This is a genomic window from Nocardioides alpinus, from assembly GCF_900112035.1.
Taxonomy (GTDB): domain Bacteria; phylum Actinomycetota; class Actinomycetes; order Propionibacteriales; family Nocardioidaceae; genus Nocardioides; species Nocardioides alpinus.
This window is the reverse complement of record NZ_FOKC01000002.1, coordinates 1-14,645: the sequence shown is the minus strand read 5'-3', so window position 1 is coordinate 14,645 and position 14,645 is coordinate 1. Positions and strand designations below refer to the sequence as shown.

Annotated in this window: 18 protein-coding genes and 1 tRNA gene; 11 read left to right on the top strand and 8 right to left on the bottom strand. The window is 70.2% G+C overall.

Annotated elements, in window-relative coordinates; all coding sequences use genetic code 11:
- Positions 1 to 170: 170 nt before the first annotated feature.
- Positions 171 to 353, top strand: a complete 183-nt coding sequence (locus BM127_RS05365; protein WP_091195643.1) for a hypothetical protein — start codon at positions 171 to 173, stop codon at positions 351 to 353.
- Positions 354 to 1,382 carry a PASTA domain-containing protein gene (locus BM127_RS05360; RefSeq protein ID WP_091195639.1) on the top strand — a complete coding sequence of 343 codons (1,029 nt, stop codon included), beginning with the start codon at positions 354 to 356 and terminating at the stop codon, positions 1,380 to 1,382. It abuts the gene before it with no gap.
- A 164-nt stretch (positions 1,383 to 1,546) separates the two neighbouring features.
- Here BM127_RS05360 and BM127_RS05355 read toward each other — a convergent pair whose 3' ends face one another.
- The 3 genes from BM127_RS05355 to BM127_RS05345 all read right to left on the bottom strand — a co-directional run bounded on the left by BM127_RS05355 (position 1,547) and on the right by BM127_RS05345 (position 3,604).
- Entirely contained in the window at positions 1,547 to 1,948 is a 402-nt protein-coding gene (locus BM127_RS05355) for a hypothetical protein (protein ID WP_091195635.1), read from the bottom strand.
- Between the two features lie 98 nt (positions 1,949 to 2,046).
- The gene (locus BM127_RS05350) at positions 2,047 to 2,589 is read right to left on the bottom strand and encodes a GNAT family N-acetyltransferase (RefSeq protein WP_231263268.1); all 543 of its coding nucleotides are present in this window, start codon (positions 2,587 to 2,589) and stop codon (positions 2,047 to 2,049) included.
- 214 nt (positions 2,590 to 2,803) lie between these two features.
- Positions 2,804 to 3,604, bottom strand: coding sequence for a transglutaminase-like domain-containing protein (locus BM127_RS05345; protein ID WP_091195633.1), 801 nt, complete (start codon positions 3,602 to 3,604; stop codon positions 2,804 to 2,806).
- Positions 3,605 to 3,704: 100 nt separating this feature from the next.
- Here BM127_RS05345 and priA point away from each other — a divergent pair, with 100 nt between their 5' ends.
- The 7 genes from priA to BM127_RS05310 all read left to right on the top strand — a co-directional run bounded on the left by priA (position 3,705) and on the right by BM127_RS05310 (position 11,571).
- The gene (gene priA, locus BM127_RS05340; RefSeq protein ID WP_091195630.1) at positions 3,705 to 4,472 is read left to right on the top strand and encodes a bifunctional 1-(5-phosphoribosyl)-5-((5-phosphoribosylamino)methylideneamino)imidazole-4-carboxamide isomerase/phosphoribosylanthranilate isomerase PriA; all 768 of its coding nucleotides are present in this window, start codon (positions 3,705 to 3,707) and stop codon (positions 4,470 to 4,472) included.
- Entirely contained in the window at positions 4,469 to 5,242 is a 774-nt protein-coding gene (gene hisF, locus BM127_RS05335) for an imidazole glycerol phosphate synthase subunit HisF (protein WP_091195625.1), read from the top strand. Before priA ends, hisF begins: the two co-directional genes overlap by 4 nt.
- A 27-nt stretch (positions 5,243 to 5,269) precedes the next feature.
- Complete coding sequence (locus tag BM127_RS05330) at positions 5,270 to 6,163, top strand: ABC transporter substrate-binding protein (RefSeq protein WP_091195593.1); 894 nt, start codon at positions 5,270 to 5,272, stop codon at positions 6,161 to 6,163.
- Positions 6,163 to 7,041 carry an amino acid ABC transporter permease gene (locus tag BM127_RS05325; protein ID WP_091195581.1) on the top strand — a complete coding sequence of 293 codons (879 nt, stop codon included), beginning with the start codon at positions 6,163 to 6,165 and terminating at the stop codon, positions 7,039 to 7,041. Before BM127_RS05330 ends, BM127_RS05325 begins: the two co-directional genes overlap by 1 nt.
- On the top strand, positions 7,038 to 7,793 hold the full coding sequence (locus BM127_RS05320) for an amino acid ABC transporter ATP-binding protein (RefSeq protein ID WP_091195579.1): 756 nt from the start codon (positions 7,038 to 7,040) through the stop codon (positions 7,791 to 7,793). The genes BM127_RS05325 and BM127_RS05320 overlap by 4 nt, the downstream gene beginning before the upstream one ends.
- Positions 7,794 to 7,933: 140 nt before the next feature.
- On the top strand, positions 7,934 to 9,766 hold the full coding sequence (locus tag BM127_RS05315) for an ABC transporter ATP-binding protein (protein ID WP_231263267.1): 1,833 nt from the start codon (positions 7,934 to 7,936) through the stop codon (positions 9,764 to 9,766).
- Complete coding sequence (locus tag BM127_RS05310; protein ID WP_091195576.1) at positions 9,763 to 11,571, top strand: ABC transporter ATP-binding protein; 1,809 nt, start codon at positions 9,763 to 9,765, stop codon at positions 11,569 to 11,571. Before BM127_RS05315 ends, BM127_RS05310 begins: the two co-directional genes overlap by 4 nt.
- 33 nt (positions 11,572 to 11,604) lie before the next feature.
- Here BM127_RS05310 and BM127_RS05305 read toward each other — a convergent pair whose 3' ends face one another.
- Positions 11,605 to 12,039, bottom strand: coding sequence for an SsgA family sporulation/cell division regulator (locus BM127_RS05305; protein ID WP_157829508.1), 435 nt, complete (start codon positions 12,037 to 12,039; stop codon positions 11,605 to 11,607).
- A gap of 273 nt (positions 12,040 to 12,312) precedes the next feature.
- Here BM127_RS05305 and BM127_RS05300 point away from each other — a divergent pair, with 273 nt between their 5' ends.
- Both BM127_RS05300 and BM127_RS05295 read left to right on the top strand, forming a co-directional pair.
- Complete coding sequence (locus BM127_RS05300; protein WP_091195571.1) at positions 12,313 to 12,882, top strand: PGPGW domain-containing protein; 570 nt, start codon at positions 12,313 to 12,315, stop codon at positions 12,880 to 12,882.
- A gap of 71 nt (positions 12,883 to 12,953) precedes the next feature.
- Positions 12,954 to 13,025 (top strand) — tRNA-Val (locus BM127_RS05295).
- 94 nt (positions 13,026 to 13,119) lie between these two features.
- On the opposite strand, the gene BM127_RS05290 is transcribed toward BM127_RS05295, so the two are convergent.
- The 4 genes from BM127_RS05290 to BM127_RS05275 all read right to left on the bottom strand — a co-directional run.
- Positions 13,120 to 13,350, bottom strand: coding sequence for a helix-turn-helix domain-containing protein (locus BM127_RS05290; RefSeq protein ID WP_091195569.1), 231 nt, complete (start codon positions 13,348 to 13,350; stop codon positions 13,120 to 13,122).
- Between the two features lie 188 nt (positions 13,351 to 13,538).
- Positions 13,539 to 13,844 (bottom strand): hypothetical protein, encoded by a 306-nt coding sequence (locus BM127_RS05285; RefSeq protein ID WP_139227654.1) that lies wholly within the window; start codon positions 13,842 to 13,844, stop codon positions 13,539 to 13,541.
- A 107-nt stretch (positions 13,845 to 13,951) separates the two neighbouring features.
- The gene (locus tag BM127_RS22505; protein ID WP_091195562.1) at positions 13,952 to 14,182 is read right to left on the bottom strand and encodes a hypothetical protein; all 231 of its coding nucleotides are present in this window, start codon (positions 14,180 to 14,182) and stop codon (positions 13,952 to 13,954) included.
- Positions 14,183 to 14,302: 120 nt separating this feature from the next.
- Positions 14,303 to 14,645: integrase core domain-containing protein (locus BM127_RS05275; RefSeq protein WP_139227653.1), on the bottom strand; the 343-nt coding region annotated here is incomplete at its 5' end.

Genomic DNA, 14,645 nt, shown 5'->3' with positions numbered 1-14,645 from the left:
CGTCTGGCCTGCGATCGGACGCGCGCGACGCGCCGGAGCGGTCGGAGCGGTCGGAGCGTTGTCGGCTGTGCATCATCTCGTTTCCTTCGGTCGATCAGGGGTTGGCATGTCTCACCTTGATCCGGCGAGGACGGCGCCGGAGCGTCGACAAGGTCTGCGAAACTCAGCGGATGGTTCCCACCGATGACGAGACGCGGCTCGTCGTCGACGGCCGGTGCTGGCGACGCACCAACCCGGCAATCCCGGCCGACGCGCTTGCGCGCCTGGAGTCAGACCTCGGCGGCATTGGCGTACGGACCGCAGTGAACGACGCCGAGCTCGACGACTCCGGATCTCGGGACCAGGGGCGGTAGATGGACCTCCAGGACTACCGAGCTGCGCGCCACCGGCGACTCGTCGAGATGGCGACCGAGCTCGGCGTGCCGGCGGACCGCGCCGCGGCGGTGGTCGATCGCGTGATCGAGGACCAGCGGCGCCGCATCGTTCGATCCGCCGACCCCGACCAGGTAGTCGTTCCCGCGCTCCGTGAGGAGGTGCTCGGCGGGCGGTCTCGCAGCCCCTCGCTCGCCGTTGTCGTGCTCGTCGCCGTCGTCGCGGCGGCGTTCGCGGTCGCGATCGTGAGCGGCGCGCCCGACCGCGAGAAGGTCGAGCGGAGGGCGGCGACGGTGCCTGCCCTGGTGGGCCTCACCTCCACCGAGGCCGTCAGCGCGCTGGGGCGCGCCGGCATCGCGACGCGGGTCGACCCGGTGCCCCAGTGTGATCCGGCCGGACAGGTGCTGGGGTCCGTGCCGCCCTCCGGCGACACGGTCCGGTCCGACGAGATCGTGGTCGTCATTGCCACAGCGACCCCGTCGTGGAGCTGCCCTTCCGACGCCGCCGGCCGCGTCCAGGCCTGGGCGTTCCTGCGCTTCCTCCTCTCCGGCTCGGCCCGCCCGCGCCTGGCGCCCGAGGTGCGGCTCTACGTCGACGGCGCCGCGGCCGGGACGGCCGACGGGACCCACTCGGCCACCTCGCCCGACTGGCGTTGGCGGGTGCGCGAACCCGTCGTGGCCTACGCGGTGCGCCCCGTGGCCAACGACCTCGGTCAGCCGGTCGTCTCGATCACGGGTGGATCGCCACCGCCCACCACGTGTGGCGTCCCCACCCCGAGCCCGTCCGGTGTCGCTGGGGCTTCCACCCGAATCGTGCTCACTGCCAGCGGCGCACGACCTGGCGACGGAAAGGGCGACGGACCGGAGCTCGCGTGCCAGCTGACGATCGACCTCTTCGAGGACGGCGACGGAGCCATCGCGGTCGTCTCCGTGATCCTTCCGGGCGGCAGTGGTCTCGGACCGCCGCCCTGGGTACGCACCCGCGACGACCGGGACGCACTCGACGACTGACCGCTGATGTGCTCCCGGGGTGACCGACCTTCTCATTCTGCAGGGCTGACACTGACGTCGCGTCGGCAACATCCGTACGCTCATCGCGGCTACTAGGAGACTTCAGACAGGATCGGCGCGAGCGTAGCCGCCCTCAACGCGGCAGATCCGGATGTCTCGGCGGGCTAGTTTCGCTCTCGTCCGTGGGCGACCCAGGCCGCACCTGGAACCCCGCCCGGGTACTGCTCCGCGAGTTCCGCCAACTGGGCGAACAACGGATTCAGCGGGATTTCTGGGCTTTCGCACGGCCGCAACACGTACAGGCCGTACACGAGGTAGCGCTTGTTGGACGGTTGGTCGAGGACCAGTTGCCGAACATGCTCGGCTCCCGCCGACATGGACCATCCGCCGATTCCGGTCATGTCTTTCCACTCGCGTGGCGTCATGACGATCTCGACGACTGCGGTCGATGAGCCTTCCCGGCCGAGCACCACGGTCAGGCCGTGAGGATCTCGCTCGCTGACTTCGCCGACCGTTCTCAAGACGTCGAGCAGGTGATCCCACCACGTGTCGACCCCGCGCTCCATCCGGTCAGGATGGCACAGAGAAACGCGTGGGACACCGGTGCAAACAGGCGGACATCGGCAGATCCGCGCACTGTCAGCGGCAGACCAGTGCGTCGGAGTCAGGCAGACCATTCGCCGCGCAAGACGGCATGCATGGCGGAATCTCGCCACCCGTCCCGCAGGTGCGCTGTGTGTCGCATCGTTCCCTCGTACAGCAGGCCGGCTTTCCGCAAGACCGCGGCTGAGGCGAGATTGCGAGGATCACAGGTGCCCTGGACGCGCGCGATCGCGGGGTCGACGAACGCGACCTCCAGGAGCAGGCGGGCCAGTTGTGTAGCAAACCCCCGGCCCCACTGCTCCACGTGGACCGCGTAGGCGATCTCGGCGCAGGTGCGCGTGACGCGCTTGACCTCTCCGATGCCGACCACGTCGAGGTCCGGAGAAGTCGCTGCCCACACCTGCCGCGCCCCGTCAGGTTGGTGCGAGGCTCGAACCGCCTCAGCCACGAAGTCCTCGGTTTCGTCGCGCGTGTTGGGACCCCACGTCTGATACCGACAGGCCCTCTCGTCGGAGGCCCATTCGTGGACGCGTCCTGCATCGGCCAGCTCGATGGGGCGCAGGGACAAGACCGGTCGCTGAGGGTGATCCGGCTGGGCGCTCACAGTGCTCAACCTATTGGGCTCCTGCGCGCCTGCATGACCGTGCGGATCTCGCCGTGATCGGATGCGCGGGCTCGCACGCGATGCCTGCGTCGACGGTCGGGACCGGCGAGCCTGACGAGGGGACCCACCGTCCTGGAAGCAGCGACGGCAGGGTTCCGCTCGACTCGCCCCGCGACACCGCGTGCCTCCGCCCTTGCCACCAGGGTCCGTCCGCTCAGCGGAGCACGACCAGCTGTCCCAGGTCGTCGTCGGGAAGGCCGTCGTCGGCGACCGCGGTGACGGTGGAGCGGTCGAGCGAGACGTTGCCGAACACCGTCGCCATGAACGCCGTGTCGGCGGCGTCGCGCCCGGTCGCGATCCGTACGAGCGAGGTCCGAGGGGCGAGCGCGGTCGCGTCGACGACGTGCCAACCGCCGGCGACGTGGGCCTCGACCACGGCGTGGAAGTCCATCGGGTCGCAGCCCGGGGCGTAGACGGCGACGAGGCGCGCAGGCACGCCCAGCGACCGGAGCAGGGCGACGGCGAGGTGCGCGTAGTCGCGGCACACGCCCGTCCCGGCCAGCAGGGTCTCCAGCGCGCCGTCCAGCGGGCCGCTGCTGCCGGGCACGTAGGACAGCCGGGTGCCCACCCAGGAGGACACCGCGTCCAGGACCTCCGCGGGCCCGATCCCGGCGAACTCGGCGGCGGCGAAGGGACCCAGCCGGTCGGACTCGGCGTAGCGGCTGGGCCTGCGGTGCAAGGACAGGTCGGCCGGATCGGCCGTCGGCAGGTCGGCCCGGCCCCGGACGTGGGCGCTGTAGGAGATGTGTGACGGTCCCGCAGGCAGCGTCACCGTGTGCAGGCGTCCGTGGTGGGTGGTGGGCACCTCCTGGACGTCTAGCACCCGGCCCTCGTGGGTGACCACGAGCGTGTCGTCGACCTCGAGCCCCGGTGACCTGGCCACGGCGATCTGGAGCTCCACCTGGGACTCGACGTGGGCGGTGACATCCAGCTCGGCGCCGACGGTCCGGTTCATCGGGCGATCGTCGCACAGCGATCGAGCGCGCGTGGTGACGAGCGTCTCGCCCCGGCACCGGGGTCGCGACGTGCGCGCGAGCCGCTCCTAGGATCGACCCATGCCCAGCACTCCCGAGCGGCCGTACCTCGAGCTCCTGCCCGCCGTCGACATCAAGGGCGGCCAGGCCGTCCAGCTCGTCCAAGGCGTCGACGGATCGGAGAAGCGCTTCGGCGACCCGGTGGAGGCCGCGCTGCGCTGGCAGGAGGCCGGTGCGGAGTGGATCCACCTCGTCGACCTCGACGCCGCCTTCGGCCACGGGCACAACCGCGAGCTGCAGGCGAAGATCGTCGGCACCCTCGACATCCAGGTCGAGATGAGTGGCGGCATCCGCGACGACGAGTCGCTCGAGGCCGCCATGGCCGCGGGCTGCCGCCGGGTCAACATCGGCACCGCCGCGCTCGAGCAGCCCGAGTGGTGCGCCCGCGCGATCGCGACGTACGGCGACCGGGTGGCCGTCGGCCTCGACGTCCGGGGCACGACGTTGGCGGCGCGCGGCTGGACCCGTGATGGCGGGGACCTCTACGAGACCCTCGCGCGGCTCGACTCCGAGGGCTGCGCGCGCTACGTCGTCACCGACGTCAACAAGGACGGCATGCTCCAGGGCCCCAACCTCCAGCTCTTGCACGACGTCTGCGCCGCGACCACCAAGCCGGTCGTCGCCAGCGGAGGCGTCACCACCCTCGACGACATCCGCGCCCTGATGGGCCTGGTCGGCGAGGGCGTCGAGGGTGCCATCGCCGGCACCGCGCTCTACGAGGGGCGCTTCACGCTCGAGGACGCGCTCGCCCTGACCCTCCCGTCGGTCGAGCCAGGTCGTGACCAGTGAGCCTCGCGATTCGCGTCATCCCCTGCCTCGACGTCGACGGCGGTCGGGTGGTCAAGGGCGTCAACTTCACTGAGCTCCGTGACGCCGGCGACCCGGTCGAGCTGGCCCGCCTCTACGACGCAGAAGGTGCCGACGAGCTCACCTTCCTCGACATCTCCGCCTCGCACGAGGGTCGCGCGACCACGATGGAGGTCGTCAGCCGGTGCGCCGAGGAGGTCTTCATCCCGCTCACGGTCGGTGGGGGAGTCAGCAGCGTCGACGACGTCGACCGGCTGCTGCGCGCCGGTGCGGACAAGGTGGCGGTCAACACCGCGGCGATCCACCGCCCCGAGCTCGTCGCCGAGATCACCGACCGGTTCGGCAACCAGGTGCTCGTCCTGAGCGTCGACGCGCGTCGCGTCGGCTCCGACCACCGCGGCACGGCCAGCGGTTTCGAGGTGACCACCCACGGCGGTCGCAAGAGCGCCGGGCTCGACGCGATCGAGTGGGCCGTACGCGCTGCCGAGCTCGGGGCCGGCGAGATCCTGCTCAACGCCATGGACGCCGACGGCACGACCGACGGCTTCGACCTCGAGCTCATCCGCGCCGTACGCCGCGAGGTGAGCGTCCCGGTCATCGCCAGTGGGGGAGCGGGTGCGGTCGAGCACTTCCCGCCCGCCGTGGATGCCGGCGCCGACGCCGTGCTGGCCGCCACGGTGTTCCACTTCGGCACCCTCAGCATCGGTGACGTGAAGGCCGGTCTGTCCACGGCCGGTCACGCTGTTCGCTGACCCCGACCTGAGTCGTAGGATTCGCCCATGCTGAAGACCTCCCGGCCCCTCGCCGTCGCAGCCCTCGCGACCGCCGCGATCGCCCTCACCGCCTGCGCCCCGACCGACGAGGCCGACACCGGCACCGACACGGCCACCGACGCCGGCTCCTCCGAGACGCCGGCCGCCGACGAGTGCACCCCCGACACGATGGAGACCGTCACCGCGGGCACGCTGACGATCGCCACCGACACCCCGGCCTACGAGCCGTGGTTCGTCGACAACGACCCGACCAACGGTGAGGGCTACGAGTCCGCCGTGGCCTACGCCATCGCCGAGCAGCTCGGCTACACCGCCGAGCAGGTCACCTGGGTCACCGTGCCCTTCAACAAGGTCGTCCAGCCCGGCCCGAAGGACTTCGACTTCGACGTCAACCAGGTCTCCATCACCGAGGGTCGCCGCAAGGCCGTGGACTTCTCGTCGGGCTACTTCGACGTCGTGCAGACCGTCATCACCAACGCCGGCAGCGCCATCGACGGCGCCACCACCGTCGCCGAGCTGGCCGACGCCAAGCTCGGCGCCCAGGTCGGCACGACCAGCTACACCGCCATCACCGACCAGATCCAGCCCTCCGAGGACCCGGCGGTCTTCGACACCAACGACCAGGCCGTCCAGGCGCTGAAGAACGGCCAGATCGACGGCATCGTGGTCGACCTGCCCACCGCCTACTTCATGACCGCGGTGCAGCTCGACGACGGCCTCATCGTCGGCCAGCTGCCCCTCGAGGGTGGCGAGCCGGAGCAGTTCGGCGCCGTGCTGGCCCTGGGCAGCCCCCTGACCGGCTGCGTGTCCGGCGCCGTCGACGCCCTGCGCGACGACGGCATCCTCGACCAGATCAGCCAGGAGTGGCTGGCCCAGCAGGGCGCTCCCGAGCTGTCCTGATGACCGACCGGGTGGCCGAGGCCCGGGCCCCCGAGGACTGGCGGCCCTCCGCGGTCCAGCGCGAGCGTGACGAGTGGCGGCGGCGTCGTACGTTGCGCAGCGCCGTCATCGCCGCGGGCAGCACGCTGCTGCTGCTCGGCGCGATCGGCGGCGCCGTCGTCAGCTCGCCGGGATGGGAGCGGGTGCAGGAGACCTACTTCGACTGGGACAAGGCGGTCTCGTCGTTCCCCGCGGTGCTGGAGGGCCTCTGGCTCAACATCCGGGTGATGATCGTCTGCTGGATCCTGATCCTGGTCCTCAGCCTCACCGTGGCGATCGTCCGCACGCTCCGCGGTCCCGTTGCCTTCCCGCTGCGCCTGCTCGGAACGGCGTACGTCGACGTGTTCCGCGGCCTGCCCCTGCTCCTGGTGATCTTCCTGCTCGGCTTCGGCGGCCCGGCGCTCGGGCTCAGCGGGGTGCCGACGTCGAGCCTGTTCTGGGGCTGCTCGGCACTGGTGCTGTCCTACTCGGCCTATGTCGCCGAGGTGTTCCGCGCCGGCATCGAGTCGGTGCACCCGAGCCAGCGGCTGGCCGGCCGCTCCCTGGGCCTGTCCTACAGCCAGACGCTGCGTCACGTCGTGCTTCCGCAGGCGTGGCGCCGGGTCATCCCGCCGCTGATGAACGACCTCGTCTCGCTGCAGAAGGACTCCGGCCTGATCGCGGTGCTCGGTGTCACCGACGCGATCCGCGCGGCGCAGATCGAGACGGCGCTGGACTTCAACTACACGCCGTACGTCGTCGCGGGGGTGCTGTTCTGCTGCCTCACCATCCCGATGGCGCGGCTCACCGACCGCTATGCCCGCAAGAAGGGCTACCACGGGGCCGGAGGACACCTGTGAGCGCATCACAAGACGTCGGCAGCGAGCTCCTGCGACTGGACGGCGTACGCAAGTCCTTCGGCGACCACGTCGTGCTGCGCGACGTCGGCCTCACCATCGAGCCCGGCCAGTGCGTCGTGCTGATCGGTGCGTCGGGCTCCGGCAAGTCGACCCTGCTGCGCTGCGTCAACCTCCTCGAGGTCGTCGACGACGGGATGATCACCTTCGAGGGCCGCGACATCACGGACCCGCAGGTGGACGGCGACGAGGTGCGCTCGCGGATGGGGATGGTCTTCCAGGCCTACAACCTCTTCCCGCACCTCGACGTCATCGGCAACGTCACCCTGGCGCTGCGCCTGGTGCACGGCGTGCAGGCCGCCGAGGCGCGCTCGCGCGGGCTGGAGATGCTCGACCGGGTAGGCCTGTCCGACAAGGCGAACGCGCGGCCCGACGACCTGTCCGGTGGCCAGCAGCAGCGTGTCGCCATCGCCCGGGCGCTGGTGGCCAACCCGCGGCTGATGCTGCTCGACGAGGTCACCAGCGCGCTCGACCCGGAGCTGGTGGGCGAGGTCCTCGACCTGCTGACCGAGCTCAAGGGCGAGGGCGTGACGATGCTGCTCAACACGCACGAGATGGGATTCGCGCGCGACGTCGCCGACCAGGTCTGCTTCCTCCACGACGGTCGCATCCACGAGCAGGGGAGCCCCGAGCAGGTCATCGGCGACCCGCAGCAGGAACGCACCCGCGCGTTCCTCTCCCGCATCCGCGCCTGACCCGTGCCGTCCGAGGTCCTGCAGGGCATGGACCGTTCCCTGCGCAATTCGTCCGCTGTCGGTCCCGAGGAATAGCCTGACCCGGTTGGTTGGTTGCGCTCGGCAACTGACGACGTACGACGAGGGGGCGGGCAACACCGGTGGCCGAGGACGCGGACCTGAGGGGCACCACCACACTCGACGGATTCCGGGTCCTCTGGGTCGGCATCAAGCGTGAGCCGCGTGTCTTCACCGTCGCCACGCTGGGCGCCGTGCTCTTCGGCGTGCTCACCGTCGCCGACGCGTGGGTGCTCGGCTGGTCCACCCAGAACGTCCTGATCCCCGCGTTCGAGAACGGCGAGATCGGCACGGACCTGCTCGTGTGGGTCGTCGCCCTGTTCATGGCGGTGGCCATCCTGCGCGCCGTCGGCATCGTGGCCCGGCGCCTGGGCGGCGGCATCATGTACTACCGGATGCAGTCGCACACGCGACGAGGCGTCACCCGTCAGTACCTGTCGCTGCCGATGGAGTGGCACCAGCGCCACCCGACCGGCCAGCTGCTGTCCAACGCCTACTCCGACGTCGAAGCCGCCTGGTCGCCGGTCATGCCGCTGCCGATGGCCCTCGGCACCGTCGTGATGATGGTCATCGCTGTGATCCAGATGTTCGTCGCCGACGTGGTGATGGCGATCGTCGGCCTGCTCGTCTTCCCCGCGGTCGTGGTCGCCAACCTGCTCTACCAGCGCTACGCCTCGCCGCTGATGACGCGCGCGCAGGGCCTGCGCGCCGAGGTCAGCGAGATCGCGCACGAGTCCTTCGACGGCGCGATGGTGGTCAAGACGCTGGGCCGCGAGGTCGAGGAGACCGACCGGTTCCGCGCCAAGGCCCACGAGCTGCGCGACGTCAACATCCGCGCCGGCCGCATCCGTGCCGTCTTCGACCCCGCCCTCGCGAGCCTGCCCAGCCTGGGCGTCCTGGTGGTGCTGGCCGTCGGGGTGTCCCGCGTGGCCAGCGGCGCCACCAGCGCCGGCGACGTCGTGACCGTCGCCTACCTCCTCACCATCGTGTCCTTCCCGATCCGGGCGATCGGATGGCTGCTGGGCGAGTTCCCGCGCTCGGTGGTCGGCTACCGCCGCGCCAAGGCCGTGCTCGACGCGGAGGGCAACATGCCCTACGGCGACGACCTGCTGCCGCGCGGCGAGGTCGGCGGTGCCCTGCTCCAGGTCGAGGACCTCCACTACGCCTACGACACGGACGCCCCGCTGCTGCGCGGCGTGGACTTCGAGGTGCAGCCCGGGCGGACCGTCGCCCTGGTGGGTGCCACGGCCTCCGGCAAGAGCACCCTCACCAGTCTGCTGACCCGCCTGGTCGACCCCGACTCCGGCCGGGTCCGCATCGACGGCCACGACGTCAAGGGGCTGCGCAAGGGTGAGCTGCCGCGTGATGTCGCCCTCGTGCCCCAGACCGCCTTCATGTTCGACGACACGGTGCGCGACAACGTCACCCTCGGCGCCGACGTCTCCGACGCGGAGGTGTGGTCGGCCCTGCGCACCGCCCAGGCCGACGGGTTCGTGGCAGCGCTCCCGCACGGGCTCGACACCCAGCTCGGTGAGCGGGGGACCTCGCTGTCCGGCGGCCAGCGGCAGCGGCTGTCGCTCGCGCGCGCCCTGGTCCGTCGCCCGCGGCTGCTGATCCTCGACGACGCCACCTCCGCGGTCGACCCCGAGGTCGAGGCGCGGATCCTGGCCTCGCTGCGCGACGACCGCAGCGACAACGTCGGCGACGGCGGCGGGGCCAGCGGCTCTGCTGCCTCCCTGGTCGTGGTCGCGTACCGCAAGGCCACCATCTCGTTGGCCGACGAGGTCGTGCACCTCGACGAGGGCCGCATCGTGGGCCGTGGCACCCACGCCGAGCTGCTGGTGTCCAGCCCCGCCTACGCCCACCTCGTCAACGCCTACGAGGTCGACGCCGACGCCGAGGAGGCAGCACGATGAGCACGACGGCTCCCGCGTCCGGCACCCGGATGGACAGCGGCGAGGACATCGGGGCGATCGCCACCATCCGCCTCGGCATGAAGTACTCACCCGAGCTGCGCGAGGGCCTGCGGTTCACGCTGTTCCTCGCGGTCGTCGCCTCCTGCGGACAGATCGTGGTCCCGATCGCGGTCCAGCAGACCCTCGACCGCGGGCTCAACGGCCCCGACGGCCCCCGCCTCGACTTCGTGGCGTGGATGGGCGTGCTGGCGGCCATCGCCATCGTCGTGACCAGCATCGCGTCCTACGCCATGACGAGCCGGCTCTTCACCGTCTCCGAGCGCGGGCTCGCCACGCTGCGCACCAAGGCGTTCCGCCACGTCCACGACCTGCCGCTGCTCACCCAGAACACCGAGCGTCGCGGCGCGCTCGTCTCGCGGGTGACCTCCGACGTCGACCAGGTCAGCCAGTTCCTGGTCTTCGGTGGCCTGATCTTCGTCGTCAGCATCGGGCAGATGCTCGTCGCGACCGTGCTGATGCTGGTCTACAGCTGGCAGCTCGCTGCCGTGGTGTGGCTCTGCTTCCTGCCCCTGTTCCTCTCGATCCGGTGGTTCCAGAAGAAGCTCTCGGCCGCCTACACCGTCGTACGCCACCAGGTGGGCGTGCTGCTCGGTGCGATCTCCGAGCCCGTCGTCGGCGCGGCCGTGGTCCGCTCCTACGGCGTCGAGGACCGCACCCAGGCCCGGATCGACACCGCCATCCAGGACTGGCAGGACGCCTACACCCACGCCCAGACCTACACGGTCACCTCGTTCTCGCTCGGCGGACTCTCCGCCGGCCTCGCCAATGCCGGCGTCATCGTCATCGGCGTGCTGCTGGGCTTCGCCGGCGACATGACGCCCGGGCGGGTGCTGGCGTTCGCGTTCCTGGTGACGCTGTTCGTCGGACCGGTCCAGATGGGCACCCAGATCCTGACCGACGCCCAGAACGCCATCGCCAGCTGGCGCCGGGTGCTGGGCATCCTCGAGACGCCGGCCGACCTGATCGATCCCGGCCCCGACGGCGAGACGCTGCCCCGCGGCCCGATCGACGTACGTTTCTCCGACGTCACCTTCTCCTATCCCGACGGTCCGCCGGTGCTGCGCGACGTCGACCTCGCCATCGCGGCCGGCACCCGCGTCGCCATCGTGGGGGAGACCGGCTCGGGCAAGTCCACCTTCGCCAAGCTGCTCACCCGCCTGATGGACCCGGTCGACGGCGCCGTGCTGCTCGACGGCGTCGACGTGCGCCGCATCGAGGCTGCGTCGCTGCGCCGCAGCGTCGTGCTGGTGCCGCAGGAGGGCTTCCTCTTCGACGACACCATCACCGCCAACGTCCGCTACGGCAAGCTCGACGCGACCGAGGACGACATCCGTGCGTCCGCGGTCCAGCTCGGCATCGACGACTGGCTCAGTGGTCTGCCACGCGGCCTGCAGACCGAGGTCGGCCAGCGCGGTGAGTCGCTGTCCGCGGGGGAGCGCCAGCTCGTGGCGCTGCTGCGGGCCCACCTCGCCGACCCGGACCTGCTGGTCCTCGACGAGGCGACGAGTGCGGTCGACCCGGCGCTGGAGATGCAGATCGGGCGGGCGCTGGAGCGGCTGATGCAGTCGCGCACGTCGGTGACGATCGCGCACCGGCTCTCGACCGCGGAGAACGCCGACGAGGTGATCGTGGTCGACAAGGGCCGGGTGGTGCAGCGAGGACCGCACGCCGAGCTGGTCACCCAGGCCGGCAGCGTCTACTCAGGGCTCCACAGGAGCTGGATCGCGCAGCACTCGCACCACTAGTGGGGCGAGGCTGGCCGGCTCAGGGCCGGCGGCTCAGGAGGCCAGGACCTGGTTGATGAGCATGTCGACGTCGAAGAAGTCCGACTCGGTGCCCTGCGGCACGACGGCGACGGTGCGCGCGAGGAAGTCGTTGATGTCGGAGGACCGGGCCAGCAGGACCAGGTGGCCGTCGGGGGAGCTGAGCTCGATGCTGACCATCGCGCGGCCGCTGAGGCCGATGGCCGGAGCCACGTGCACGTCACCCTCGCCGACGGGACCCTCGGTGCCGCGGGCGAGCAGGTCGCGCCCGAAGGTCCACACGAGGTTGCCGTCCGCGGTGATGAAGGTCATCGCGACGGCGAAGGGGTCGGAGGAGCGGTAGCCGAGGACGGTGTCGATCTCGTGGCGGATGCCGCGCTCGTCCATGCACTCGACCGTGATGTCCAACGCAACATCGGACAGCGTGTGCCCGGAACCGGACATGTTCATCGAGACTCCTTCGATTTCTGCGGGTGCAGGATGCTCATGAGACGACATCCGGTGGGGTGCATGATGCGAAACGCTGAAATAAGCCTCGGTCCGGTCCAGACCGGTTCTTGACGTTGACTCATGACGATCTTGATGGAACCTGTGTTTTGCCCAGTGTATTGCCAGTTCATGTTGATCAACTTTTGCCACCGCGGTGAGTTACGTCCCAGCCTGCGACGGGTGTACCGCAGGCGAGCGCGCGCGGCGCTGGGAGTGCCCGGATAGGGTTGGGACATGACCGGGGCCGCAAAGCGCATCGTGCTCGAGACACTCGGCTGGGTGCTGCTGCTCCTCGGCGTGGCGGCGATCTTCCTGCCCGGCCCGGGCCTGCTCGGGATCTTCGCCGGCCTGGCCCTCCTGTCCCAGCAGTACGACTGGGCCGAGCGCCGCGTGGAGCCGGTGCGGCTGCGCGCCATGCTCGGTGCCGCCGAGGGCGTCGAGACCTGGCCCCGCGTCATCGCCTCGTGCCTCGGCGCGATCGCCCTCGCTGCGTGCGGCGTGCTGTGGATCATGAAGCCGGCGACGCCCGAGTGGTGGCCGCTGGCTGACACGTGGTGGCTCCCCGGCGGCATCTGGACCGGTGTCACCCAGGTCGCCTCGGCCTTCATCGCCGTCGGCCTCATCATCTACAGCTTCCGACGCTTCCACGGCCACCCCGAGAAGGCCGACGAGCTGCGTCGGTCCATCAAGGACCGCAAGCGCGGCTCGTCGGACGAGGCGGCCGGCGACTCGGCGGACGGCGACGCCGGTGACCACACTGACGGCAGCGCCGGCGACCGGGACCGCGCGGAGCACCTGGCCTGAACCCGCCCTGTCCTGAGCGCGGACCCGATTCCGGATCGGGCCGACGCATGGGATAACGTTCTGGCGAGCTCGGGCGATTGGCGCAGTGGTAGCGCGCTTCGTTCACACCGAAGAGGTCACTGGTTCGAACCCAGTATCGCCCACCGAGTCACAGACAGCCCCTGACCTGCGGAAACGCAGGATCGGGGGCTGTTTCAATTTGGTCCGCGTGTCCACTACGTGTCCACCAACGGTCCATCAGTGGCCGGTAGAGGGAAGCTTTCGGAAGGCTGCCTCGAGCTCGTCCAAGCGGATTCGGATGTTGCGGCGTCCGCACCGATAGGCCGGGATCGAGCCGTCGCTGATGCGACGACGAATCGTCTTCGTGCTCAACGACATCACTTCAGCTGCCTCCTCGATGCTGAGGTACACCGGCAGCACGCGCTGTCGCGGGATGCGGGGGCTGGCGTGCGTCTGCTTGGTCGGCATGGGGCCTCCTGGGCGGTCGTGGGTACCTAGGAGGTGGACTGGTCGCCCCGGGGCATGCGGAACGTCTTGCGACCGCCTATCGAGGGCAGCGATGAGACGTTCCGCCTGAGCGGAGTGCCACATGCAGCGCCGCAGACTTGGGGAACGGACGTGTGGGTGACCCGCGCCCAGCTTGCTTGCAGTGGCGCCTAGATCCTCTTCGACCGGGAGACCTCTTGGGCGCGCACGGCCATCGCCACGAGGTCGCGCCGGAACCACCTGGTGCCGTCCTCGCCCATCGCATATGGCAGCCGGCCCCGTCGGGCCCTCTGATGCACGACCCATGGGCCGCCGACACCCATTTCCACGGCCAGGTCCGCGGCCAGCACCCACTCGGGGTGGTTGTCCGGGGGCACCGGTGCGGCGCGCGGCTTCTTCGGCAGTTTCGAGAGAGCGCGGAGGCGGGCCTGCTCCGCTCGGACGTCACGGAGCTGCTCGACCTCCGCCCGGGCCAAACTGGGACGTTCGCGCCGAGGGTGGAGCAAGCCTCTGCGGACGAGCTTCGGTACCGCGCTCGCGCTGTTTCCCTTAAAGCCGAGCAGCCGGCTCGCCTCGACCTGCGTCACCCAGTCATCGTCAGCCCGATCTGACATACGCGCAGGATACCCGCGCGGGCGGACGCGATGGAGCGCCTCTTCGCAAGGTGCGGGCGCAGACCGGTAGCATCATCGAACACAAGTTCGACATTAGTAGAGGCGGTGTGGCCGGCGGCATGGGACGGGAAGACCCTTTCCGCGAAACTCTGGCCGAGCGCGTAGCCGCCACCCGTGCCCGCCAAGCTGGCCTCGGTCATGGCACCGCCGACTTTCACGGTAGGCCTCCGAATGCCTCCTCAGCGTGGACGGCTACCTCGCCGGCTCGGCCGCTTCACAGGTCGCAAGGACCGCCACCTGACAGCCCTCCGTCTGCGTCGCTAGCTGTGATGCCCAGCCAGGTTGTCCAACCTGGTGATGGGTGAGCGCCCAGCGATTGCTGAGTGGGGCCGGTGGTGGTTGTACTCGTGGATCCATGCTGGCAGAGCGGCGAGTCTTGCGGATTCGGAGTTGTAGAACTTCTTGAACGCCCAGCCCTCGACGAGGGTTCGATGGAAGCGCTCGATCTTGCCGTTCGTCTGTGGCCGATAGGCCCGGGTCTTCTTCGGCGTGATGCCCAGGTCGTGGCAGGTGTCGCGCCACAGGTTCGACTTGTAGCAGCTGCCGTTGTCGCTCAGCACCCGCTGGACGGTGACTCCACGCTCGGCGAACCAGGCCACTGCG